At 61.1% G+C, this 25205-nt stretch carries 18 protein-coding genes; 9 read left to right on the top strand and 9 right to left on the bottom strand.

Annotated elements, in window-relative coordinates:
* Positions 1 to 217: 217 nt before the first annotated feature.
* From CEW83_RS03800 to CEW83_RS03775, 6 genes are all read right to left on the bottom strand, one after another.
* The gene (locus CEW83_RS03800) at positions 218 to 1795 is read right to left on the bottom strand and encodes a GMC family oxidoreductase (RefSeq protein ID WP_108951185.1); all 1578 of its coding nucleotides are present in this window, start codon (positions 1793 to 1795) and stop codon (positions 218 to 220) included.
* Complete coding sequence (locus CEW83_RS03795) at positions 1792 to 2358, bottom strand: gluconate 2-dehydrogenase subunit 3 family protein (RefSeq protein ID WP_159099380.1); 567 nt, start codon at positions 2356 to 2358, stop codon at positions 1792 to 1794. The genes CEW83_RS03800 and CEW83_RS03795 overlap by 4 nt, the downstream gene beginning before the upstream one ends.
* A 114-nt stretch (positions 2359 to 2472) precedes the next feature.
* Entirely contained in the window at positions 2473 to 3066 is a 594-nt protein-coding gene (locus CEW83_RS03790; protein ID WP_108948151.1) for a malonic semialdehyde reductase, read from the bottom strand.
* Positions 3063 to 3620, bottom strand: coding sequence for a flavin reductase family protein (locus CEW83_RS03785; RefSeq protein ID WP_108948150.1), 558 nt, complete (start codon positions 3618 to 3620; stop codon positions 3063 to 3065). Before CEW83_RS03785 ends, CEW83_RS03790 begins: the two co-directional genes overlap by 4 nt.
* Positions 3617 to 4747, bottom strand: a complete 1131-nt coding sequence (locus tag CEW83_RS03780; RefSeq protein WP_108948149.1) for an LLM class flavin-dependent oxidoreductase — start codon at positions 4745 to 4747, stop codon at positions 3617 to 3619. Before CEW83_RS03780 ends, CEW83_RS03785 begins: the two co-directional genes overlap by 4 nt.
* 131 nt (positions 4748 to 4878) lie before the next feature.
* Entirely contained in the window at positions 4879 to 5895 is a 1017-nt protein-coding gene (locus tag CEW83_RS03775; protein ID WP_108948148.1) for an AraC family transcriptional regulator, read from the bottom strand.
* Positions 5896 to 6283: 388 nt separating this feature from the next.
* Between CEW83_RS03775 and CEW83_RS03770 the strand changes: the two genes are divergently transcribed.
* The 3 genes from CEW83_RS03770 to CEW83_RS03760 are packed head-to-tail and all read left to right on the top strand — an operon-like array spanning position 6284 to position 10515.
* On the top strand, positions 6284 to 9004 hold the full coding sequence (locus CEW83_RS03770; RefSeq protein ID WP_108948147.1) for a molybdopterin-dependent oxidoreductase: 2721 nt from the start codon (positions 6284 to 6286) through the stop codon (positions 9002 to 9004).
* A 3-nt stretch (positions 9005 to 9007) separates the two neighbouring features.
* On the top strand, positions 9008 to 9655 hold the full coding sequence (locus CEW83_RS03765; RefSeq protein ID WP_108948146.1) for a 4Fe-4S dicluster domain-containing protein: 648 nt from the start codon (positions 9008 to 9010) through the stop codon (positions 9653 to 9655).
* Positions 9652 to 10515 (top strand): DmsC/YnfH family molybdoenzyme membrane anchor subunit, encoded by an 864-nt coding sequence (locus CEW83_RS03760; RefSeq protein ID WP_108948145.1) that lies wholly within the window; start codon positions 9652 to 9654, stop codon positions 10513 to 10515. The genes CEW83_RS03765 and CEW83_RS03760 overlap by 4 nt, the downstream gene beginning before the upstream one ends.
* Before the next feature lie 205 nt (positions 10516 to 10720).
* Here CEW83_RS03760 and CEW83_RS03755 read toward each other — a convergent pair whose 3' ends face one another.
* The gene (locus CEW83_RS03755; protein WP_108951184.1) at positions 10721 to 14056 is read right to left on the bottom strand and encodes an EAL domain-containing protein; all 3336 of its coding nucleotides are present in this window, start codon (positions 14054 to 14056) and stop codon (positions 10721 to 10723) included.
* Between the two features lie 448 nt (positions 14057 to 14504).
* On the opposite strand from CEW83_RS03755, the gene CEW83_RS03750 reads away from it, so the two are divergent.
* On the top strand, positions 14505 to 15293 hold the full coding sequence (locus tag CEW83_RS03750) for a cyclase family protein (protein ID WP_108951183.1): 789 nt from the start codon (positions 14505 to 14507) through the stop codon (positions 15291 to 15293).
* A gap of 102 nt (positions 15294 to 15395) precedes the next feature.
* On the opposite strand, the gene CEW83_RS03745 is transcribed toward CEW83_RS03750, so the two are convergent.
* Positions 15396 to 16418, bottom strand: coding sequence for an AraC family transcriptional regulator (locus tag CEW83_RS03745; RefSeq protein ID WP_108948144.1), 1023 nt, complete (start codon positions 16416 to 16418; stop codon positions 15396 to 15398).
* Positions 16419 to 16789: 371 nt separating this feature from the next.
* Between CEW83_RS03745 and CEW83_RS03740 the strand changes: the two genes are divergently transcribed.
* From CEW83_RS03740 to CEW83_RS03725, 4 genes are read left to right on the top strand one after another with little or no spacing between them, the layout of a single operon-like run.
* On the top strand, positions 16790 to 17878 hold the full coding sequence (locus tag CEW83_RS03740; RefSeq protein WP_234418981.1) for a YCF48-related protein: 1089 nt from the start codon (positions 16790 to 16792) through the stop codon (positions 17876 to 17878).
* Between the two features lie 56 nt (positions 17879 to 17934).
* Entirely contained in the window at positions 17935 to 20301 is a 2367-nt protein-coding gene (locus tag CEW83_RS03735) for an efflux RND transporter permease subunit (RefSeq protein ID WP_108948143.1), read from the top strand.
* A 49-nt stretch (positions 20302 to 20350) separates the two neighbouring features.
* Positions 20351 to 21949, top strand: coding sequence for a DUF1302 family protein (locus tag CEW83_RS03730; protein WP_108948142.1), 1599 nt, complete (start codon positions 20351 to 20353; stop codon positions 21947 to 21949).
* A gap of 20 nt (positions 21950 to 21969) precedes the next feature.
* Positions 21970 to 23235 carry a DUF1329 domain-containing protein gene (locus CEW83_RS03725; RefSeq protein ID WP_108948141.1) on the top strand — a complete coding sequence of 422 codons (1266 nt, stop codon included), beginning with the start codon at positions 21970 to 21972 and terminating at the stop codon, positions 23233 to 23235.
* Positions 23236 to 23342: 107 nt separating this feature from the next.
* On the opposite strand, the gene CEW83_RS03720 is transcribed toward CEW83_RS03725, so the two are convergent.
* A complete protein-coding gene (locus tag CEW83_RS03720; RefSeq protein WP_108948140.1) occupies positions 23343 to 24239 on the bottom strand; it encodes a LysR family transcriptional regulator in 897 nt (298 codons plus the stop codon).
* 117 nt (positions 24240 to 24356) lie between these two features.
* Here CEW83_RS03720 and CEW83_RS03715 point away from each other — a divergent pair, with 117 nt between their 5' ends.
* Complete coding sequence (locus CEW83_RS03715; RefSeq protein ID WP_108948139.1) at positions 24357 to 25142, top strand: SDR family oxidoreductase; 786 nt, start codon at positions 24357 to 24359, stop codon at positions 25140 to 25142.
* The last annotated feature ends 63 nt before the right edge of the window (positions 25143 to 25205 follow it).

The following is a 25205-nucleotide window of genomic DNA, read 5'->3' as shown; positions in this document are numbered from 1 at the left end:
AATTCATTCAGATGATTCGAAACATACGGTTACGCATGTTTGATGGAGCAGATAATACACAAGTGAAGTTTATGTTCAATACCCCTACTTAAAATGTGAGAATTCGTCAGATCACGTTTCATAGACCTCTCAAGGCAAGTGATATGCCCACGTCATATTTCATTAAACCCATTGAACCAAGCCAAAGGCCATTTGACGAACCCTTCGGGCGACGCGTTCAGATTGCGTATGACGTCCAGCTGCCGAGAATGTGAAGCGCACTGCGGTGTGCAAGCGCGGAGGCTGTAAAGGTGGGGTTCACGGCACCGCCGCTAGGGAACAAGCCCGGACCAGCGATGAACAGATTCGCAAGATCGTGACAGCGGCCGTAAGCATCGGTCACCGAGGTGCCAGGCTCAATGCCCATCCGCGTTCCACCGAGGAGATGCATGCCAGCAATCGGGCCATGCCAGGACGATCGGGCACCTGCACTCTTCATGATGTCGACGCCCTTTTTCATCGCATGGGCGTGAAGGCGCAACGCGTTGTCGTCAAAGCGGTGATGTACGCGCATCTTTGGCATGACCTCAGCACTACCGCCCGGAACCAGCTCCACCCGGTTCTCCGCCAGCGGGAGGGTTTCGCCCACTGCGGTCATGGATCCGAAGTGCAGCGCCGCGTCTGCCATGAAGGTGCTGAACGCCTCGCCATGAAGATCGGGGCGACTGCACGCGATACCGAGCAAATCATTCGGTTTCGAGGCGTGCCCGATCAACCATTGGTAACCACCGACGAAATCCTTGCCTTCCCTGATCACCTTCCCATAGCGGTCCTGACAGACAAGCTGGCCGCCAGTGACGCCAAGATGGCATTCGGTCGGCTCATCAAACAGGCCAAATACGCCGCCTGCCGCATGGGTATGAAGGTAACGCCCAACTGTTCCGGATCCGTTAGCCAGGCCCTGGGGATGGCGGTCATTGGCAGATGCCAGAAGCAAACGGGGCGTTTCCAGCGCAAAGCCTGCGATCACGACCAGTGCCGCAGGCTGGAAAGCACGTTCGCCGCGGTCGTCGGCCACGATCACGCCAATCGCTTTGCGCCCCGATTCGTCGGTCACGATGCGCTCGACCCGATGCTGATAACGCACGGTCGCCCCGTGCTCGACTGCCCATCTGAGGTAGGTAGCCTGGGGATTCGCGAGTGCGCCGGTGGGGCAGCCGGCATCACACCAGCCGTCGAACACGCAGGGGCTGCGGCCACGATAGGGCGCAGTGGCGATGGCCAGGGGCAAGGGCGCCACGTGCATGCCCATGCGTTCGAATCCCCGCGCCAGGATCTCCCCCTGCCGGAAGCGCGGCGTGGGAGGGAGCGGATAGTCCGCGCCGGCCGGCCGCCAACGCTCGGCGGCGGCATCGCCGGCAATCCCAACTTCGGCTTGAACTTCATCATAGGAGGCGCGCAAGTCTTCGTAGCCGATTGGCCAGTCAGCAGCGACCCCGTAGCGCCGATGCATTTCGAAGTCTTCCGGATGAAGACGGAACCAGCAGGCGTAATGGTGCGCTGCCGCCCCCCCACCACCCTGCCCTGTATTGAAATTGATGCCCAGCGGGTTGGAACCGACACTCTCGACCACACCAGGCGTTCCTTTGAGACGCCGCGCCCAGATCTGGGAACTGACCATTGCCTGCGCACCACGCTCAACGCCCGCATCAAACACCAGCACCTCGCGCCCAGCTTCGGCAAACCGGTTTGCAAGGATGCAGCCTGTCTGTCCCGCGCCGACGACGACTGCTTCAACCTCTTTCATGGTTCTCATGCCGGCAACCCTCCCCGCGTGGACGGCCATTCGGCGTGAGGCTCGATATGGGCACGGTAATCCAGACCAAGTCCCTGAATGCCCGCTACAGTTCCGAACACGAGATCAGCTGCGTCGGCCTTACTGACGAAGTAGAACAAACCCGCAGGGGGGCCTGACCAGTTCGCGGGCTGCCCAGCGGAGATTTCATTGACTACCGTGGCACGCGCGAGCTTGTCCAGTTCCGGGAAGGTGCGCCCAAACCGGGCGCGGCTCAGCGTATCAAGCGCGTTCAGACCGTCGCGATAGAAGTCGTGATAGCTCCCCGGCCAGTCCATGTAGCGGAGAAACAGCGAGTTGTGGTCACGCGGCAGCGCAAGTTGGGTGCCGAGATACATCGCCGCGCCGGCCGCTGCAGCGCCAGGAACCAGTGCATCCTGCCACTGCGCCCACAACGTGAGCATCCCCGGCGACAGGCCCGAGTCATCATTTGAATCCGCAGCCCACGTGAGTTTAGGCGCGAACGCCGACAGCCCGAGGCCGAAACCGGACTTCAGCATCGTTCGCCGCATGACATTGTTCAAGGCAAGGTCCTCCAGTGCTGAAGCGTCGTTCCCTCGGGGATGATTCATGCAGGAGTGAGTTCCGAGAGCGACGCTTCGAGATCCGTCAAGCACGAATCCCCCGAACGAAAACGCTCAGGCGAGACGACAGGCTGTTTCGTATGCCAGTCTGGGATTGCGCGGATACAGCGCAGAAGGATCGCCATAGCCCAGATTGCAGAGGAAATTGCTTCGCCACGATGTACCCCCGAAGAACAGCTCATCGACGCGGCTGCGGTCGAAACCGGACATCGGACCACAGTCGAGACCCAGCGCCCGCGCAGCCATGATCAGATAGGCGCCCTGCATCGAGCTGTTGCGAAACGCCGTTTCCTCGGTCAAGGCGGCGTTGTCGCGAAAGTAGCCGCGCACATCCTTGTGCGGTGACAGGGTCGGAAACGCCTCCCAGAAGCTCATGTCATGGGCCACGATGGCACACACGGGTGCCTGCATCGTTTTTGCCACGTTGGAAGGCAACAGCGCCTCGCACAGCCGCGCTTTGCCCTCATCGGAACATACGAACACCAGGCGCATGGGGCTGCCGTTAAAGCTCGTCGGCCCCATGCTGGTGAGTGAATACAACTGGCGCAGCACATCCTCTGACACTGGACGGTCCTGCCACGCGTTGTGCGTTCGGGCCTCCAGAAAGAGACGATCGAGTACCGAGTCGGTCAATGGCTGATCCGTCACCCGACGCCCTCCGTTGCCAGGCTCGCAAAGCGACCGTCGACATAGAGCAAGGCCTGCTTGTCGCCCTGTCCGCTCACCGCAAGCACGTCGATGACCGCAATCACGTGGGTTCCGGCGTCGACGATGTCCTTGATGCGTCCATCGAATACACTGAGGGCATCATCCAGTACAGGCGCACCACTCTCTCCGGTCTCCCACCGCCCCACCTCAAAACGCGCATCTCCTTTAACGCTCGAGGACGAAAACCGCAGGGCAAGGGCCTCCTGCCCTTCGGCAAGGACATTGATTGCCAGATTTCCGCCCCGCTGCAAAAAGGGAAAGGCGCCCGCAGTCTTGCTGATACAGGCGAGCATTCTTGGGGGGTCTGCGCACAGCGACGAAAATGATGAAATCGTCAGGCCGGCCCGCTCGCTGCCGCGGGCAAGGCTTGCGATTGCAACACCCTGCGCAACCCTGCGCATGCCCGCCTTGAAGGCCTCGCTCGAGACGCGACCGAAGCCGACCGGAACCACGGTGTGATCCGATAGCGTGGCCGGTCGGGCCTGCGCACTCATGACTTCACCTTGAACGCATTGCGCAATCCGCGTGCTTCCAGAATAGGAAGGACGTTGTCGCGGAAATACGGAAACTCCTCTGCATAGTCCACAAAGGACAGGGTGCTGCCCGCAAAGCCGGCCTCGTACAGTTTCTGAATGCCGTCGGCAACGGTCACCGGATCGCCAATCAACGGATATCCGCCATGGCCGCCGGAGAAACGATCACGAATCAGCTGCAGCTGGTCTTTGGGGAAGGACTCCGCATGAGCAAACATCAGGCTGATGATGTTGTCCACCGCACCCCAGTCGGCATGATCCTGTGAATAGTAGTGGTGGTAATCCTCTGCTTCCTTGATCGTCGGACGACACACCACATAGGAGAAAGTCAGTACATCGATCTCACGTCCGTTTGCGGCCGCCTGTGCCTTGATCTCCTGAACCTCGACTTTTGAACGAGCAAGATCGATTGCCGACGTGAAAAGAAAATCCGCGTTTCGGGTTGCGAAGTCACGACCCTGCGAGGAACCAGCGGCGTTGAAAATTGGGACTCGGTCGACGACCGGATGCGGCTGACCGTAGGCACCTTTGAGCTTGAAGTACTTACCGTCCCAGTCGAAGCGTTCGTCCTCGTACCAGACCTTCTTGATGATGTCGTACCACTCCTGCCCCATTTCGTAGCGGGTTTCGTGGTCGTCGGGAAGGGTCTGCCCCATGGCCTCGTACTCGGGCTTGTTCCAGCCGCAAACGATATTGAGGCCTGCACGCCCGCGCCCGATCTGATCGATAGTGGCAATCTGCTTGGCGACGACCATCGGATGATTACAGGCCGTGTGGATGGTGGCAAACACGTTGATGTTCTTCGTGTGTGCCAGCAGGCCTGCCGCCCAGGTCATGGTCTCCAGGACGTTTCCATGAAAGTCGGTCGCGCCGCCGTAACCGATCCAGCGTGCAATCGGCAGCATGAACTCGATTCCAGCTTCGTCCGCCTGCCGGGCCAGGCGAAGGTTGTTCTCCCAAGTGTTCTTCCAGCGCTCTTCGACTTGCGTGCCCGCCATGCCACCGGAGCAGTTGGTGGCAAAAAAGCCAAGCTTGAACTTGTTGTCGTTGCGAACGGGGGGAATAAAGACCTGAGGCGTTTCTTTCATGACCTATCCTTGTGTAAGCACTGATTCAGCGAAGTGATGCCTTGAACCTCGATCGGCACACTTCAAATCTAGTCTTCCACGGGAAAGCTCACTATCCCGAAACTGACCCGACTATCCTCGTTCTGCAGGAATCAACGATGGAGGGTTACCGACGGACTTTCGCCGAAACAGCGTTTGTAATCGACGGTGAAATGCCCCAGATGGGAGAAGCCCCATCGCCCCGCAATAGTGGTCACCGTGGTCAATTGCGGCGTAGCCCGCAGCAGATCTTCGTGCACCCGCCTCAAGCGAACGTCCTTGAGGTACTGCATCGGGGTCGTATTCCGATACTTGCGGAATCCCGCAAAGAGCGAACGCGTGCTCACGCCGGCCTCTTCGGCAAGATCGCCGATGGTCAGCGGCTCATCTGCGTTTTCCTCGACGAAACGTTCAACCTTGCGCACAAAACTCGGCGCAATCGACGGACCATCATCCGCAAGCCGGTCCGAGTAGTTGTGCGGCTGGCAAAGCAGCAGTGTGGTGATCACCATCTGTTCGATCTGGGCCGCGAACAATGGTGAGTCGAGAATCACGCCTTGCCCTTGTGAGTCTTGGCCAACCTCTTCATAGAGCCATTTCATCAGGCGAACCCAAGGCAGGCTTCGGGGTGCAAGCAATGACATTGCCGGGCAGAACTCGATAGGGCTCTTGAGTTCACCGCCGAGGTGTTGCCTGCAGTGACGCTCAAGCACGCCTCGATCGATCTTGATGAAAAGCTTCTCGGTGTCCTCACCGTGACGCAGACGCAATGAAAGCGACGGACTGAGCACCGAGGCAACATCGGCATTGGTGTCCACCGTGTTGCCACCATGCTCGACTACCTCCGAGCCATGTATCGGCATCTGAATGAGCGCAAAGCTTTCAAGGCTACCCGGGTCGATTGCGACACTCGCACCGTAGCGCATGCGCCCGATGCCGATACCCCGGATCGGTCGGTAGTACATCTCGGCTCCCACACGCGATCCACCACTTACGACCCTGAGTCGATGCTCGCAAAACACCCGTGAAACGCGGTCGCGGGCCTCATCCGGATCGGATGTGCGAAACAAGGGGAAATTCTCCAGCATGGAGCGGGAGGCGCCCGATCCAAAGTGGTTTGTTGTCTCCATGGAGTGCTTCTCCAGTATCTTTTGCGAGATGCAAAATTTATTTATGTCTAAATTAAAACAGACCTAAGTAACGCCCGTCTATCAATTTTTCAGTACGGCCCGCACTGCCGGAGCGATGAAAACCCTCTCGTCCTGAACAAAAATGCATATGAACTTTGTTGGGCAGGCAGCGAGTATCGAAGGCGCTGCGTGGCAACTGCCTCCTGCAGCCAAATTCACTGAATCTGCAGTTCCGGGACAGTGAGTGCAGCGATCGGATAGTCGGTGCCCCGTCGCCCCGCCTAAGCTGGTGCCACCGTCACGGCCCGTTCAATGCGACCAAAGAGTCGGCCGGCGTTTCGTCACGGCTTCATCGCAACCGAATTCCCGTCAGGAGCACATCCACATCATGAGCACAACGCACAAGGTCGCGACCTACTGTTATCAGTGCGTCAATGGACCGGACATGCTGACCGTCGAGGTCACGGACGGTGTCGCCACGACCGTCGCACCCAACTTTGAAGCGAAGGGCTACCACCCCGCCGACGGCAAGGTCTGCGTCAAGCCCTACGGACTGGTGCAGAAGATCTACAACCCGAACCGCTTGCTGAAACCCCTCAAGCGCACGAACCCGAACAAGGGACGCAACGAGGATCCGGGCTGGATCGAAATCGAATGGGAAGAAGCGCTCGACACCATTGCCACCCGGCTCAATGCCATCCGCGCCAACAGCCTGGTCGATGAGCAGGGCTACCCGCGTGTCGCCTTCACCACCGGCGGTGCCGCCACTCCCTATTTCTACATGGGCACCTTTGCCTCCTTCCTCGCGGCATGGGGCCCGGTCGACCAGAGTCTTGGCGCGGGGGGCACGGTCAAGTGCTATCACACCGAGCATGTGTACGGCGAGTTGTGGCACCGCGCCTTCACCGTCTGCCCCGACACGCCGCGCTGCGAGTACATCGTCTCCTTCGGCAACAACATCGACGCTTCTGGGGGTGTCACCAGTGTGCGCCGCCATGCCGACGCCCGCGCACGCGGCATCAAGCGCATACAGATCGAACCCCACCTGTCGATTACCGGCGCATCGGCCAGCGAATGGCTGCCGATCCGCCCCAAGACCGACCCGGCCTTCCTTTACGCGATGCTGCATGTCTTGCTGCACGAGCGCTCGCTCGCAGACCTGGACGTTCCGTTCCTGAAACAGCGCACCGGGTCGCCGTATCTTGTCGGTCCCAACGGCTTCTTCATGCGCGATCCGGTTTCGCGCAAACCCCTGATGTGGGACGCCAAAAGCGGTGGGGCGGTTGTTTTCGACACGCCGGGTATCGACCCCGTGCTGCTCGGCGAATTTACCCTCGCCGGCATCGAGGTCGGCGCCGACGAACAGGTCTGGCAGCACACATCGGCCACCGCGCAAACTGCGCTGGAGGTGACGCGGCGCATGGTCGCGCCACACACGCCGGAATGGGCAGCGCAGGTCTGTGACATTCCCGCAGCAACGATCCGCCGCATCGCAACCGAGTTTCTCGAACACGCACGCATCGGCGAAACCATCGAGTTCGAGGGCCGTACCCTGCCCTTCCGCCCCGTGGCGGTCATGCTGGGCAAAGGCGTCAACAACGGCTGGGGCGCCTACGAATGCGTGTGGGCGCGCACCATGCTGATGATCCTGGTCGGCGGTCTTGAAGTACCCGGCGGACTGCTCGGCAGCACGGTACACATCTCGGGGATGGATTTCGACCGCATGGGTTCGGTCGCCCCTCACCCGGACGGCTTTCTGGACTACCCCTTCAACCCCACGGACAAGGAACACTGGGAGTCGCAGCCGCAGAACCGCCACGGCCACACCACGCTGATTCCGATCATCGGCGGCGGCATCACCAGCCAGCTGATGGGCTCCACCGTACTCAGCTGGATGCGCCTGCAGGGGCGTGCGGCCGAGAGCTGGGGCAAACCGAAACCGCCGGACCTGTGGTTCGTCTATCGCTGCAATCCGAACATCTCGTTCTCTGAAACGGACAAGATGGGCGAGACGATGGCGACCTTCCCCTTCACCGTCGCCTTCTCCTACACCCAGGACGAGACCAACCACTTTGCCGACCTCGTGCTGCCCGAGGCCATCGACCTGGAAAGCACGCAGCTGATCCGCCTCGGCGGCACCCATTACTTCGAACAGTTCTGGGACAGCCAGGGCTGGGTGCTGCGCCAGCCGGTCGTCAAACCGCAGGGCGAGGCGAAGGACTTCACCTGGATCTCGACCGAGCTCGCCAAACGCACCGGCCTGCTCGAGGCATACAACACCATGATCAACATGGGTGCAGCCGGCCTGCCGCTCAAGACCGAGCAGTACGACTTCTCGCTTGACGTGAGCAAAGCGCACTCGGTGGATGAGACCTGGGATGCGGTGTGCCGCGCAGCCAGCGCCGACGTCACCGGCGGCACCGCCAGCGACGGACTGGATTACTTCAAGGAGAAGGGCTTCCGCGTCAAGCCTTTCCCCAAGATCAACTGGTACCTCTACCCGCGCATGGAAGATCTTGGCCTGCGCTTCGAACTGCCCTACCAGGAACGCGTGCTGCGCATCGGCAAGCAGCTTGCCGCGCGCCTGCACGAGCAGGGCGTCACGTGGTGGGACCGTCAGCTGCACGAGTACGAACCCCTGCCCACCTGGAAAGACCTCAACAAGCTGTGGTCCGAAGCCTACGAACGCAGCTACGGCATCAAGGCCAAGGACTACCCGTTCTGGCTCCTCACCGCACGCAGCATGCAGTACGCCTGGGGTGGCAATGTCAGCCTGCAGATGATCCGCGAAGTCGCGGCCAACATCGCCGGCCACGACGGCATCATGATCAACGCCAGGATCGCGGAGGACATGGGCATCGAACAGGGCGACCGCATCGAGGTCACCTCTCCGGTCGGCGTCACCACCGGCCGCGCCTTGCTCAGACAGGGCGTGCGCCCCGACACCATCGTCATGGTCGGACAGTTCGGTCACTGGAAGACCCCCTATGCCAAGGACCTCGACATGCCCAGCCTCAACAACCTGGTGCCGATGAACATGGATCTCGTCGACGGCACCGGCTCGGCAGTGGATGCCGTGCTGGTCAAGATCAAGAAAATCAGGAGCTGAGCGATGACCCGCTATGTAATGGTTGCAGACCTCAACCGCTGTGTCGGCTGTCAGACCTGCACCGCCGCCTGCCGCCACACCAATGCCACCCCACCGGGCGTGCAGTGGCGCAAGGTGCTCGATATCGAAATGGGCGAGTACCCCAATGTGGACCGACTGTTCATGCCCGTCGGCTGCCAGCACTGCTCCGACCCACCATGCATGGAGGTCTGCCCCAGCACCGCCACCGGCCAGCGCAAGGACGGCATCGTCACCATCGACTACGACATCTGCATCGGCTGTTCCTACTGCGCGGTAGCCTGTCCCTACCAGGCGCGCTACAAGGTGGAGGAAGCCCGCTTCGCCTATGGCGACACTCCGACCGAGAACGAAGCCATCCGCTTCGATGCCGGCCGCATCGGTGTCGCGCAGAAATGTACCTTCTGCGCCGACCGCGTCGACGCCGGGCTGGCGAAAGGACTGACGCCGGGCATCGACCCGGATGCCACCCCGGCCTGCGCCAACGCCTGCATCGCCAATGCGCTGACCTTCGGCGACCTCGAAGACCCCAACAGCAAGGTCTCCGAACTGCTGACCGAGAACACCTGGTTTCGCATGCATGAGGAACTGGGTACCGATCCGGGCTTCTTCTATCTCTGGAACGAAAAATGATCAATGAGAAATTTGCCCGCTTCGGCACGGTTCACCAGACCAGCTGGGACGGCCGTGCCGCAGGCAACTTCATCTGTGGCGGCGCCGGCGCCGCCCTGCTCGCCATCGCCGTGCTCACCGCCTGGCCGGCGGCCCCCGACTGGCACCTGCTCGTCGTCGCGCTGGCCCTGATCGGTGCAGGTCTTGCCTTTGTGTGGACCGAGATCGGCCGCCCGTGGCGCGCCTTCAACGTGCTCTTTCATCCGCAGACCTCGTGGATGACCCGCGAAGCCTTCGTCGCCGGCCTGATCGCCGTTCTCGTGTTCGCGACCATCGCCACCGGCATGGCGGCGACGGCATACGCAGCCGCGCTGGCGGGCCTGCTCTTTCTCTACTGCCAGGGTCGCATCCTGCGCGCCGCCAAGGGCATCCCCGCCTGGCGCGAACCGAGCATCGTGCGCCTGATCGTGAGCACCGGCCTGGTCGAAGGCCTCGCCCTCCTGATGCTGGCAGACCTGGCTGCCGGCACCCCGCGCCCCGGCATGCCCGCCGCACTGCTCGCGCTGGTCGCATTGCGCTTCGGTGCATGGTGGATCTACCGCGCGCGCATGCTTGCCTCCGACGCGCCGCGGTCCACACGGACCACGCTCGGCGTCGTGCATCGCGCGCTGATCGGCGGAACGGCACTCCCGATGATCGCGTGCTCAGCGGCCATTGCGCTACCGCCCGTGGCTGGCATGGGTTCCGCTGTGGCTGCCCTCCTGGCACTTTCAGCCGGATGGTATTTCAAGTACCTGCTCATTACCCGTGCTGCTCAGGTGCAGGGGTATGCGCTTGGGAACAAACTGCGTCGGGGGCACCCGCTGGCAGCGCAGCGGTAATGACAAGAGCGGCCGGGCCAGGGCCGCCAGTTCACCGGCAGGTCCGGCTGAAGACGCCCTGATCCTGCGACTGCGGGCCCGCGACCGGTCTTCGCCGCCCACGAACCAGAACGGGAACGGTCATACGACCTGCAAGCCATGGAATGAGAGTCTGCCCATGACGAAGAGCGGAAAAACCGCCTTCAACGACGTATTGTTCTTCCAGTCAAGCAAGCGGATCGGGTTGAGTTCTGCTCCAACGGTCTGAGACGCTGTTGGCGCATGCGTACGCCGTGACATGGTAGTAACAGGCGCGCGCATCGTCTGCCAACTCGAGAAAGTCGATGCGGCGACCTTGCCAGCCTGAGAAATCCGGCTGATTGTCGATCTCCAGATCGCGCAATGCCATGCCCCAGTCGGGGAAGATTCGGCGCTGGGCTGGCCCTTCGATGACGATGCGTATATCCCGATGCCGCTCATCGGCCCGAATACGCTCCATGACGGTCGTAATGTGCTCTCGCCTCCCCTCCAGCATCTGCATGAAGCAGCCATCCTGATACACCAGACAGCCGGAAATGCCGAGGTTGCGATTATTTTCCCCTGCCTTGTTGCACAGCGCGTCGAGCACCTCAGCAGAGAGCGGTGTCACCGCCCGGCTGACATAGAGCAAGAAGTACAGCGAATCAGTCTCATGCGAAGGATCGTCGCCTGAAGCACTTTCCACCGTCTCGATAAAACGTTCCGCTTCGAGGGGACGTTGGAAATAATAGCCCTGTAAGAAGTCACAACCATAGCCGCAGAGTTCGCGCCACTGCGCAGCGTCCTCGACCCCTTCGGCAACCATCTTGAGACCAAGGGCACGCCCCATGCCGATCACCGCGCGGATGACGGTGCGGCTCTCGGCACTCTTGTTGATGCCATCGACAAACGCCCGGTCAATCTTCAGCACATTGACCGGTAGCCGCGTCAATTGCGCCAACGAGGAATACCCGGTGCCGAAATCATCCACCGCCACCCGCAGACCAAACTCGGCCAGGCGACGCAGGATGCGCAAATTGGCGTCGACATCGGCCATCAGCGACGATTCCGTGATTTCAAGCAGCAACCGGGCCGGGTCGGCACCCGTCTCCTGCAGGATCGATGCAAAGTCGTCGGCAAGGCTTACCTCGCTCAACTGTCGCGTCGAAAGGTTCAACGAGACATAGGGCGCGCGTTCGCCCCAGCGTTGTCGCCAGTCGACTTCCGCCAGGCATGCAGCCCGAAATACCCAGGCGCCGATCGGCACGATCGCGCCGGTCGACTCCGCGATCGGGATGAATACGGCAGGCGAGACCTCACCCATCGGCGGCTTCCAGCGCAGCAACAGTTCGGCACCGACGATGCGCCCGCTCTCGGCAGCGACGATCGGCTGAAAACGCGGCGACAACTCATTGCGTTCGATCGCCGTGCGCAGGCCATTGGTGATCATGAGCCGCTGTCTGGCTTGCTCCTGCAGGGCTTCGCTGAAAAACTGCCAGCCGTCCCGTCCCTTTTCCTTGACCGCATACATCGCTGCATCGGCGTGATGCATCAGGCCGTCGGCAGAATGCGTGTCTCCCGTACCAAGCGCAATACCGATACTGGCCGAGACATACATCGGCAAACCATCGTATTCAAAGGGCTGCCGCAGCCTTTCATTGATGCGGTCGGCAAGACCGTTCAAAGTGGCCGGCGCATCGACCTGCTCGCACAAAATCAGGAACTCATCGCCGGCCAGTCGCGACACCATGTCCCCCCGCCGCACCAGTTCGATGAGCCGGGCAGCCACCGTCTGCAGCACGCTGTCGCCAGCTTCGTGCCCGTAGGTATCGTTGATCAGTTTGAATCCGTCGAGATCGACGAACAGGAGGCCAACCGGAAGGCCGGTGCGCTGGGAGCGCAGGAGGAGATTGACCAGTCGCTCCCGGATCAGGGTTCGATTGGGCAGACCGGTCAATGGGTCGTGAGTAGCGCGTCGCGTCAGCTCCTCTTCTGCCTTCTTGCGCTCGGTCACGTCGCGCATGGTGACCACGAGCAACCAATCGTCGCCATTCCGTACCTTGGCAATCGAAGCTTCGAGCGGAAAGAAACTGCCATCCTTGCGGTAACCCATCACTTCCGTACGGCCTGCCATGCGGCGCTCGGTCTCATCGCCGTCCAGGAAGTGCCGTACAAGTTCCACATGGCGCTGACGGAAATGTGGCGGCAAGAGTTGATGCACCGACATTCCCAGCATCTCACCTTCCGCATAGCCGAAGATCTCGCAGATATTTCGGTTGGCCTCGCTGATGGTGCCATCGGCGCTCGCCGCCAGGACACCCATATCCGCAATGCTGAGAATCTGCTGCGCAGTACCGAGCGTGCGCTGGGCACTTGCCACCGCCGAAGCGATGTCCGCCGCGAGACCGGGCATCGGCGACGACCCAGGTAACTGTGCAGCCATCGATCGCGCCCGATAGCGTTCCGGAATCACAGGCGCAATCTGACCGAAATGCTCAGTGATCTCGAAATCACCTCTGCTCGTGCAGCGCGCCAGATACGTATTGACCACCGCATGGTGAGTCGCCGCATCCATGTCAACCCGCCCTTGCGGTCCGGTGATTCGCACCCTTTCCAGCGCATCGACCAGAGCTTCGGCTTCCACCGTTCCAGCCGCCTCGGCAGCCTCCGCAAATGCATGGACGCACAGATAGGCACCCTCGCCGAAATTCGTCAGGATCCCATTCCCTTCCGGCCAGATGCCGTTGATATCCGGCTCACGGGCGAGGCGCTGCAGGTAGCGATGGTTTTCAGCGCTATCAAGCGACATGAAATAGGTATTGCTTGAATACAACCCCTCCCGCACCTCGGGCGGCAGACAACTCGCCATCATTTCATCGAAGTGGCCCATCACCACCGCCATCCGCTTCGACAATCCCATTGCCGCAAAAAAGGTCAGCAGCCTGATCTGATCATTTCCGGCGAAATAGGGCACGAACACGTCGGCACCGGAACGCGCGACCATTTCGAGCAAGCGCCGGATCTCGTCATCGCTGGCACCGATCGACAGGTACTCCTCGCCGAGGCAATCGCCCTCGATGCCCTTGAGCGTACGCTTGGCCGCGTCGATCGACCCACGCGGCCACTCATAGTTGTTCCCTGCAAAAAACATCTTGAGCCCGTAACGACGGGCCATGAAGGGAATCATCTTTTCGATCTGCTGGTTCGGCAGCGCAGCGATGTGGAAAAAATAGCGCCCTGAGATGCTGCCCTCGTAGAACGAAAAGTTCAGATAGGGCATGTGCAGCGGCTCCGCAACCTGCTCCGCCACCGCGATCCGCGAATTGGACAGCAGGTTGCCGATGATGGCTGCGCAGCGATGCTCATTCACCAGCCTCAAGGCAGCGGGCACCGCCGTATCAGGCAGGCTGCCGTCGTCCTCGATGACCAGTTCGAGTGGTCGCCCAAGCACACCGCCGCGCTCATTGATCTCGTCGCAGGCCATCCGTGCCGCCCAGACGATCTCCTGCCCGTACAAGGCAACCAGTCCGGTGAGGGGCGGCATCAAGCCGATACGAACGGCACCGGCCACCAGCCGGCGTTCGCCGGAGGCCGACGGATGAGGCTGCCGATACCCACTGTGGTCGGGACGAACGGTAATCTTGTGCAAATCAGCCAATACGAACTCCATGCGTCAATGGCTGCGTCCAGGCAGCCAAGCAAGCCAATGACTGCACTCTAGCGGAAAACCTGCTATATCGTTGTGGGTAATTTCGCACTCCACGAAGAACGTGCGGCGGCGCAGCAATGCATATATCAGACCTGAGTCTCAAGTCTGCGAGTAGTTGCGGGGCCATCCATCTGCCTAATTCTTTGGTGACATACTCGATCAATCTGCCGGCTCCGTCCTGCCCCGCAGCATTTGCGCTTTAGGGTTAGCCGCTCGCGCTTTTCGGATTTCCCCGTCGGCGACGATGCACAACAATGCGTCATCAACTTCCCGGGAGATCATCATGACCGCCACCAGCGCACTGTCGCAGTTCGCTCTCGAGCTTGCGACCGGACAGATTCGCATCGTCGACCTGACGCAGACCCTGTCGCCCGAGTTCCCGTCGCTCCAGCTGCCACCCCAGTTCGGCCAGTGCTGGCCGTTCAGGATGGAAGAGATCTCGCGCTACGACGAGCGCGGCCCGGCGTGGTACTGGAACAACTTCTCAATGTCGGAGCACACCGGCACCCACTTCGACGCGCCGGTACATTGGGTGAGCGGCAAGGATTTTCCGAACAACGCGGTGGATACGATTCCGCCGGAGAATTTCGTGGCGCATGCCTGCGTGATCGACTGCAGCCGCGAAGCGGCGGAGAACCCGGACTTCCTGCTGACGGTGGAATTCGTCGAACGCTGGGAAGCCACCCACGGCAGGATTCCCGCCCGCTCCTGGGTGCTGCTGCGCACCGACTGGTCCAAGCGTGCGATGCCCGACGAATACGTCAATGCGCGCGAAGATGGCCCCCATACGCCGGGGCCCGCGCAGGGGCTGGTTCAGTGGCTGATCGATGAACGCGACGTGTTCGGGTTCGGCGTGGAGTCGATCAATACCGACGCCGGGCAATCCTTTGCGTGGGACATGCCCTTCCCTTGCCACTACCTGATGCATGGCAACAACCGCTACGGTCTGCAGTGCCTGACCAATCTCGACCAGCTGCCTGCCCAGGGCGCAATCATCTTCGCTGCGCCGCTGAAAATCCGGAATGGCTCCGGCAGCCCGCTACGGGTCATCGCGCTCGTCCCGGGCCAGTAACCGCCTCTCTGCCCGAACGGGGAACCTCTCCAGACCCCGTCCCTAACCGGACACCCCGTTCGCTTGATACCCGAGTGCGATGCACTCGGGTATTTTTTTGCGTCAGCCGCGTGTGAGTGTGTCAGACGGCGATTCACCAAAACGCCGCTTGTATGCGGTGGCAAAGTGTCCAAGGTGGGAAAAGCCCCAGCGCATGGCCTCACGTGTCACCGTGGTGTCGCCAGCCCAACTGTGCAGCAACGCGTCGTGCACCCGCTTAAGGCGTACTTCCTTCAGATAGTTCATGGGTGTGGTGTCGCGGAAGCGCCGGAATCCTGCAAACAGCGAACGACTGCTGACACCGACATGTTCGGCAAGATCGACGATTGTCAGCGCCTCATCGGCATGCTCTTCGATGTACTGCTCGACACGCTTAACGAAGGCCGGTGCAATTGACGGAGGCTGATCCTGAAAACGATCAGTGTAGTTGTTCGGCTGGCACATCAGCAGCATCGAGATCAGCATCTGCTCGATCTGCGCCGCGAGTAGCGGCGAACTCAAAGCAATCGCGCCCTCTCCTCCACCATCATGTTCGGCCTCAGCGAACAGCCACTGCACCGCACGCATCCAGCGTTGCCCAGCGACACTATCGAGGTGCATGTCGACCCGAAAGTCGATGGCGTCGCGAAGCTCGTACCCAAGGTGCTGGATGCAGTGGCGCTCAAGCACCCCGCTGTCGATACGGATAAAAATCTTTTCTGTGCCTGCACGGTGTTGCATCGTGACCGGCCGCTTGGGACTGACCACTGACGCAACACCAGGACAGGAGTCAATGGCGATGTTGCCGCAGCGAATCCGCTCATGTCCGCTAAGCGGCATCTGCACAAGGGTGAAAGCATCAAGTTGGCCAGGATCAATGGCGACATCGCCGCCGTAGGTCATCCGCCCCAAACCGATGCCGCGCAGGCGGCGGTAGCACATGCGGGCATCGAAGGAACGATCCGCACCCGCGAAGTCAAGGCGATGATCACAGAATACGTCCGCCCCCCGGCGACGGGCCTCGTCCATATCATCAGTATGAAAAACCGGATAGCGGGACAGCAGTTCGCCGGGTACGGGCTGCGGTGCAAGCGTATCGAAGTTCATGTCTGCTTCTCTCCGTTTTATGCAGGGAATTCCCATCGCCAGTTGGTGCTTAACCAAACACTCATGCACTCCAAACGTGCGTCATCGCACCCATACGGTGCAGAAAAACACTTTCCGATCATCAACTTGGGCGCACGTAGTGCGCAGGTGGACGAAATAGGCACTACGTTTTCGTTTAAGCAACAACTATTCCTGACTCAATAGTTCACGTGAACTTACAGACCTGAATGCAGGCCACGGACATCACTTGCACAAATTGGATAAGGCATGCGTTGAATGGATAGCCCTGTCCGGAGCTAAAGCCTAGTTTTGCGGCCATGACCCGTCGTACCCAACGGCGGCGGAACGACGAGCCAAACGAGCCCCTCCCAATGGACAGAATCCCCGAAAACGTAACCCCGCCTTCCGCGATGTCGATGTCGTCGAAGACGCACTCGAAACGCGGCCCCGCGAAGTTGCTTGCTGACACGGTGATCATGCTGTTGCCGTGGTCAATCATCGCAGCCCTGCTGTGGGCAGCCTTCTTCATCAAGCCGCAACCGGTCGGCGAGACCGTGCAGCCTCCCGTACTGGAGCGTCGCGATCAGTATTACGGCCTCGCCAGCAATGGCGACAAAGGTCTGTGGCTGGCAGGGAGCGGCGGCAAGATTGTCGCCCTGAGTCCCAATGGCGATACCCGCCTGCTCGCCAGCGGCACGAGCAAGTCGCTTCAGGACATCGCAACCTGGGACACCACCCGCGGCATCGCCGTCGGTAACGACGGCGTGATCATCACCACCGGGGACGGTGGACAAAGCTGGGTGCCCACCACCAACGCACCGCGCTCTGAGGTCGCCAACAAGCTGGTGCGGGTGCGCGTGGCGGCCGACGGCGTGGCGTGGACCGTGGGCGAGATGGGCGCCTTGCTGCACTCGACGGATTACGGCAAGCAGTGGGAGCGCCGCCGCCCCGAAGAAGACAACGCCTGGAACGACCTTGCCCTGTTAGGCGACGGACAGATCTGGGTGGTCGGCGAATTCGGCCAGATGTTGTACTCGTCTGACAACGGCCAGACCTGGACCGAGCACAAGTCCGAGGTGGAAAGCTCGCTGATGGCGGTTGCCTTTCGTGACCCGCTGAACGGAATGGCGGTTGGCCTGGAAGGCGTGGTGTTGGTCACCCGGGACGGCGGACAGAGCTGGCAGAGCGCAGACAGCGGCGTCGCCGTTCACCTTTTTGACGTGGTCTGGGATGCAGCGCATGCGAGCTGGATGGTGGCCGGAGATCAGGGCATCTGGCTGCGCGCGGATGCTGCCGTCAGCGATATTCGTCACGGGCGGTTCGACAGCCACGACATGAGTTGGCACACGCGCGCGCTTCCAACGCCTGAAGGTACCTGGTTCGCCGGCGCCAACGTCGGTCTTTGGGCCAACGGGCGATGGAGCCCTGTCGGCAACCACGCCTCGCAGCCGACCGAATAGAGCGCCCTGACGCAGCCCTTTTCCCCTTGCATTTCATCCCTGGTGGACGCGCCCCTATGATCAATCAGTTCGGACAGCTATGTATTCGACATCGCGCCTGGGTATTGGCGCTGATTTCCCTGATCACCATCGTGCTAGGCATCTTTGCACTGAAGGTAGACGTACGCACGGTGTTCGAGGACATGCTGCCCTCGAACCACCCCTACATCCAAACCCACGAGCGCTTCAAGGACACTTTCGGCGGCTCGAACATGGTCACGATCATGGTCGAGGCACGCGAAGGCGAAATCTTTCAGCCCGAAGTGCTGGAAACGGTGCGCGGCATCACCCTTGGCTTGCGCGAAGTGTCGGCGGTCAATCCCTTCCAGATCATCTCGCTCGCGAGCAAGAAGCTGAAGGAGGTCCGCGCCTCGACAGAAGGTATCGAAACACGGCCGCTGATGTGGCCGGATGCCCCCCGCAGCGCGGACGAGATCGCCGAATTGCGCGCAGCCGTGCTGCGTAATCCGCTGGTGTATGGCGCCTATGTGTCTCAGGACCTGAAAGCGGCACTGATCACGGTGGACTTCATCGACCGCGAGGTGGATTACAGCAAGGTGTTCAAGGAAGTTTCGGCCCTCGCCGAGGGCTTCGAGAACGACAAGGTGCAGGTCAGCATGGTGGGCGATCCCATCCTGTTCGGTTGGGTGAACCACTACCTGCCAGAGACCATGAAGATCATCGCACTGGCCGTGGTTGCAACCCTGGCGATGCTGTTCATCATCCTCCGTACCTGGCGCAGCGTGCTGCTGCCGCTGGTGGCGGGTGCGGTCAGTGCCACCTGGGCGCTGGGCATGTGCGCGCTGCTGGGCATCACCTTTGAGCCACTGGTGATCGTGGTCGCCATGCTGATTACCTCGCGTGCGGTGTCGCATGCGGTGCAGATCATCAACCGTTTCAACGACGAGATCGTCAGCATCGAAAGCGGTCGCGAGACATCGCGAGATGCGGCACTGGCTTCGATCCGCGACCTGCTGCGCCCGGGCATGCTGGGCGTGGTGTCGGATGCCGCCTGCATCGCAGTGGTGATCATGAGCCCGATCCCGATGCTGCAGAAGCTCGCGCTGCTGGCGGTGGTGTGGGTATCCACGCTGGTGGTCAGTGCGCTCCTGCTGACGCCCATCCTGCTGTCCTTCATCCGTCACCCGCACGGTCATGTGCACGGGCTGGACGTCACACCGCTACTGCGCCGCGTGCTCGACTTCGGCGTATGGATGGGCACCTCGAGCTTCCGTTACGTCGTGGTCGGCTGCAGCACGCTGGTGATCCTCGGCTCCGGCCTGTACGCACTGAACCTGAAGATCGGCGATCCGCAACCGGGCTCGCCGATCCTGTGGCCAGAATCACGCTACAACCTGGATGCAGCAGCGATCAACCAGCGTTTCCAGGGTGTTGACCGGATGTTCATCGTGCTGGGCAAGGACGGGCACGAAGGTTATGTGAAGACCAGCGAGGCCTTGCTGGCAATGAACGCGCTGCAGCGTTTCATCGAGGTACAGCCGGAGGTGGGCGCGTCAGTGTCCATCGCCGACGTCCTGCCAGTGATGAACCGTACGCTGCGCGAGGGCAATCCGCGCTATCTCGAGTTGAGCGACGAGGAGGCGATCAACGGCAGTCTGATGGCGATCCTGGAGTCGGTCTCCGAACCGGGCGACATGGACCGCTTCATCGATGGCGATGCGTCCAACGGTGCGGTGACCCTGATGTTCCGCGACCGCCAGGGCGAGACCATCCGCACCGCAGTCGCACGGATCAAGGAGTTCATCGCCGACAACCCGCTCGCCAATGGAGAGTGGCAGTTGGCGGGCGGTTCCATCGGCGTGATCGCCGCAGTCAATGAAATCATCCTGTCGAGCCAGATCGAGTCGATCGCGCTCGCCCTCGTGGTGCTGGTCGTGGTGTGCATGGTCACCTACCGCTCGTCGGTGGCCGGCATGCTGTTCATGTTGCCGGTGATCATCTCCAACACCCTGACCTTCAGCTTCATGGCGTGGAAGGGCATCGGCATGAACATCAATACCGTGCCGGTCGCAGCACTGGGCATCGGGCTCGGCGTCGATTACGCGGTGTATATCGCCGACCGCATCAAGGGCGAATACGCCCGCGGCTGCACCGTGGACGAGGCGATCCGCAACGCACTGCACACGTCCGGCATGGGCGTGGCCGTCACCGCCGGCGTGCTCATCATCAGCACCCTGATCTGGTGGCTGTCGTCGCTGCGCTTCCAGGCCGAAATGGGCCTGCTGATGGCGATCTGGCTCTGCATCTCGGCAATGTCGGCATTGTTCGTGATGCCTGCCGTGATCAAGGTTTTCCGTCCCGCATTCATCTTCGGCAAGGCACAGGCGGCGCCCCTGACGAGCGTCCGCACGGCCCTGGCCTGACAGTTTTTTCACCGCGCAGCACCTTTCCACCCAACTCAAGGGAGTTAGCATGGACAACAAGAGAGAACCCCGGGCAGGCGCGCCTCACCTGCTGAAGCGCCTGACCCTCGCGCTGGTCACAGCAGGCTGTGCCTTGCCGCTGTACGCAGCCGACGACAACCTGAAGATCGATGGCTATCTCCGGCAGGAACTGTCGTGGAACACCATGGACTGGAAGGACACGCCGGGTTACGACGACCGCGGCAAGCTCTCCATGGCACGCACCACAGCCCGCCTCAACATCGACTGGCGCGCAACGCCGGATGTGTCCGTCGTCGCCAAGCTTCGTGGCGTCGGTGAGATTCAGACTCCGTTCCTCCGTCACCTGGAGACGATGGGCGCGAACAACTACCGTGATGGCGACATCATGGACCTCTACAACCGCAACCACATCAGCGATGTGGTTCGCGAACTGTATGTGGATTTTCCACTTGGCGAGCGCACACGCGTCCGTCTGGGAAAGCAGCAGATCGCCTGGGGTGAAACCGACTTCTTCGCAGCCAATGATCTTGTGCATGGCTTCGACTACACCTGGCGTTCCTTCCTCGAGCCCGCAAACGAGGAACTGCGCAAGACCAATATCATGGCCAAGTTCAACATCGACGTGCCCGAACTGGACGGCGCCATCGAGATGTTCATTCGGCCCGGCTGGGACCGCAAGAAAGACATCGGTACCGAGCTCGAAGTCTACGGCGGGCGCTGGTCGAGCCAGCCCTATGCCGGCGTCGATTTCCGCAATATCGACCCCTACGACTTCGAGAACAAAAAGGGCGATCAACGCAAGCCGACGGGTGGCATTCGCTGGAGCGGAATGGCAGGCGACATCAATTATTCGCTGTCCTACCTGAAGACCTTCTGGCCCAGCCCCATCATGAACGGCACCAGCAAGTTCAACGGCGTGCCCGGCACCAGCAGCGTCAACACCCAGGGACGTTCCGATACCACCGGCTTGTTCGGAAACATCATCTACCCCGTGGTTGACGTATTCGGCATGACTGCCAGTGGCTATGCGGAATGGGCGGATGCCGTATTCAGCACCGAAGTCGCGTACGTGAAGGATGCGCCCTACAACTTTTCAGCGGTTCCCGGCTCCCTCGCCTCGCAACTCGTCGCACCTGGCTTTGACGGCTTCACGCGCAAGGACGTTCTGACGTGGATGCTGCGCATGGACAAGAACCTGTCCTTCACCCAGAGCCTGCTCGGTAGCGAGAAGCCGATGTTCTTCTCAGTCCAGCTGTTCGACAAGTGGATTCAGAACTACGACAGCGACGACAGGCTACTCAACTCCGTTGGCTGGGGTGCAAAGACCAAGGAGCACTCCTTCCTGCTCACCGGCATTTTCAGCCTGAGCTATGACAATGGACGGATCAAACCGGAGTTGGTGGTTGGCAGCGACCTGACCTACGGCGGCGGATTCGCCGTGCCTTCGGTCACGATGGAAGTGGCCAAGAACTGGCGCTGGAAAGTCGAGTACGACAAGTTCTGGAACGACAGTTGGAGAGACAGCAACAAGTGCCAATCCGGCGCGAACACCTGCGACAACGCCAGCCTGTTCGGTTACTTCCACAAGCGCGACCAGCTCTACACCAGCCTGACCTACCTGTTCTGAACCCAGACGGAGAACTCCACATGAATAAACTGCACAAGCCCCTTCTTGCTTCATTGGTCACCGCAATGATGCTGGCAGCCCTTCCCGCCCATGCGGCTGAACTGCCGGCAGGTACGATCATCTCGGCCGAGAACCTCGACAAGATCAAGAACGACACGTTTGAAGGCCACACCATTGCCAGCATGCTCAGCGAGCGCATGGAATGGCGGATCCGCAACAATGGCTGGAAGCTGCCGCTGGCCAAGTCAAAGGCCATTCCGCTCGACCCCACCTGGGTCAAGGCCTCGCAGGCCAACGCAGGCAAGACCAAGATCAACTCGGAAACCTGTCAGGTTGACGGCTGGGGTGCAGGTCAGCCCTTCCCCAACATCGACGAGAAGGATCCCCAGGCCGCAGAAAAAGTGATCTGGAACTGGCATCTCGGTCAGCTGACCGGCGATGTAGCCTACGTCCCGAACTTCACTCAGGTGCTGATCGATGGTGAAAAGGGCGTCCATGCCGAACCCGTTGCCGAGTTCACCCGTTATGCCATGAAGGGTCGCCTCACCGGCGACGCCGTCGAAGGTGACGGCAGCGAACGCGGCCGCCAACTGCTGTACTTCAAGTCCCCATCGGACATGAAGGGCCTCGGCACCTTCACCGTCATGTACGACTCGGTCAAGGTCAACGACGTGTGGGCCTATATCCCCGCCGTTCGACGCGTCCGTCGTCTCTCCGGTGGCGCCTGGATGGACCCGATCGGCTCTTCCGACCAGTTGCAGGACGACCTCGAGATCTTCAACGCTCGTCCGTGCTGGTATCCGGGCTACAAGATGCTCGGCAAGCGCTGGGTGCTCGCAGTGGCCAACAGCAAGACACCGCTGTGGAACAAGAACGGCAAGAACTTCGCCGACAAGTATCCGGTCCTGGAGGACAAGGCCCCGTTCTGGAACATGAACAACAACCAGTTCGAGCCGCGTGAAGTCTACGTCATCGAAGCCACGACGCCGTCCGAGCATCCTTACAGCAAGAAAGTGCTGTATGTGGACACCAAGTATCCGCGCATCTATTACGGCGAGGCTTACAACCGCAAGGGTGAGTTCTGGAAGTTCATGGAATTCCACTCCCACCCGGCCAAGGCCGAAGATGGCTTCACCGACATCCGCACAGCCGGCGGCGCCATCATCGACTTCCAGCGCAACCATGCCACCGTGTTCCTGGTCGATTCGCCTACCTGGAAAACCAACGTGCCTGGCATGAGCTCGAAGGACTTCACCCTGCAGACCCTGCAGGCCGCCGGACGCTGATCCGCAGCAGGGGGCAAGCCCACGGTCCTGGGCTGCGGCGTCCCCCATGGTTACCGCCCAGGACCGTTGCCGCTGCACGCTGGTGCAGCGGCAACGGTCGCACAAGATCAGTGCTGCTTGAGCGGTCTTGTCAGCGTGCCTTGGGCCAAAGTGCTGATCAAGGCGGCCAGCCCCCTCACCGGCTCGCTGAGTGTCTCGACCGCACGGTGCACGAGGCCGACATCGCGATGGAAGGTGTGCGGTCCAAGGTCGATGGCACGCACTGCTGCCGGCCAGCGCCTGAAGATCGACGTTTCGGGCACCAGCGCGACGCCGACGCCATTGGCCACGAGCTTGACGATGGCTTCAAGCTCATCGACCTCGCAAACCTCACGCAAAACAAACTGCCGCTCCCGCAGAAACCGGTCCACCTGCCGCCCGCCGAAGGACGCACGATCGTAGCGGACGAACGGGTGCCGGGACAGCAGCGCGGCCCAGTCATCCCCCGCCACATCGCGCGGGACAACCAGCCGAAAAGGCTCGCGTGCCAGTGCCGTCCAGCACAGGTCACTTTGCATCGAAAACGGAGGCCGGATGACTGCCGCCATGTCAATCTCGCCCGCATCCACCCGGTTCACCAGTTCCATTGACAGACCGGGAATAACCCGTGTGCGGCATCCCGGGTGCTGCCGGTGAAATCCTGCCAGCGCATCCGGCAGCAGGGTCCGCTGCACAGAGGCGATGGCACCGACACTGACCAGCACGGAAGCGGAAACGCCCGGCGGCGTGGTTCCGAGGTTGTCGTAGAGCGCGATCAGTTCCTGTGCCTGGACCAGAAGCTGGTGCCCCATCTTGTTGAGCCGTGCCGAGCGTCCGACGCGTTCGAAGAGCGTGAATCCGAGTTCCCTCTCAAGACGTTGCATCTGTGCGCTGACGGCCGCCTGCGTAAGGCCGATCCGGTCACCCGCTGCAGCGAAGCTGGCTTCCCGGGCGACGACGACGAGGGTCTTCAGTTCGCGAATCATTCACAAATTTCCTTTGTGCTTTACTCAAAAATATATTGATATTATTTTTTCGTACGTCCCTTTAGGATCCTACCGCATCGACCGACGGCACTGCAGGTCAACCAATACGGAGGAAGCATGGATCTGGGCATCACGGGTAAGCGCGCCCTCGTCATGAGTGCAGGTGGCGGCTTGGGCAGCGCCATTGCCGTGGCGCTGGCGCGCGAAGGCGCAGTGGTATGTCTGGCCGGCAGAAGCGCGGAATCACTTTCCGCAGCAGCAACCAGAGTGCGTGAGGCAGGCGGCGTTGCCCACACGTTTGTCTGGGACCTGGGCAAACCCGAAGAATGGACAGCCGGGGTTCAGCGCGTACTCGCGGAACTCGGCGGTATCGACATCCTTGTCAATAACACGGGCGGTCCGCCGCCGGGGCCAGCTCATGGTCACTCGACCGATGTCTGGCGCAACGCGTTCGAGTCCATGGTGCTGTCGGTCATCGGCATCACCGATCTGATTCTGCCGGGCATGCGCGCGCGCGGATGGGGCCGGGTCATCACCAGCACCTCGTCCGGCGTCATCGCCCCCATCCCCAATCTTGGCCTGTCCAACGCGGCGCGCATGTCGCTGGTCGGCTGGTCCAAGACCCTCGCACGGGATGTCGCACGGGACGGGGTCACGGTGAATGTCGTGGTGCCCGGGCGCATTGCCACAGCTCGCACCCAGTTCCTCGACAGTGCCCGCGCCCAGCGTGAAGGACGCGGCCTCGCTGCTGTCGAATCCGAAAGCGCCGCGACCATTCCGCTCGGGCGCTACGGCAGGCCCGAAGAGTACGCAGACGTCGTCGCCTTTCTGGCCAGCGAGCGCGCTTCATACATGACGGGCTCAACCGTCCGCATTGATGGCGGGCTGATTCCCTCAATCTGATTGCGTCCCGGTCGGGCGGCAACCCGCATTGCTGCCCCCCACAGAAACACACACCATTTTTCA

The organism is Parazoarcus communis (assembly GCF_003111645.1).
Taxonomy (GTDB): Bacteria; Pseudomonadota; Gammaproteobacteria; order Burkholderiales; family Rhodocyclaceae; genus Parazoarcus; species Parazoarcus communis_A.
The sequence above is the reverse complement of the archived record's forward strand: the minus strand, read 5'-3'. Positions and strand labels throughout refer to the sequence as shown.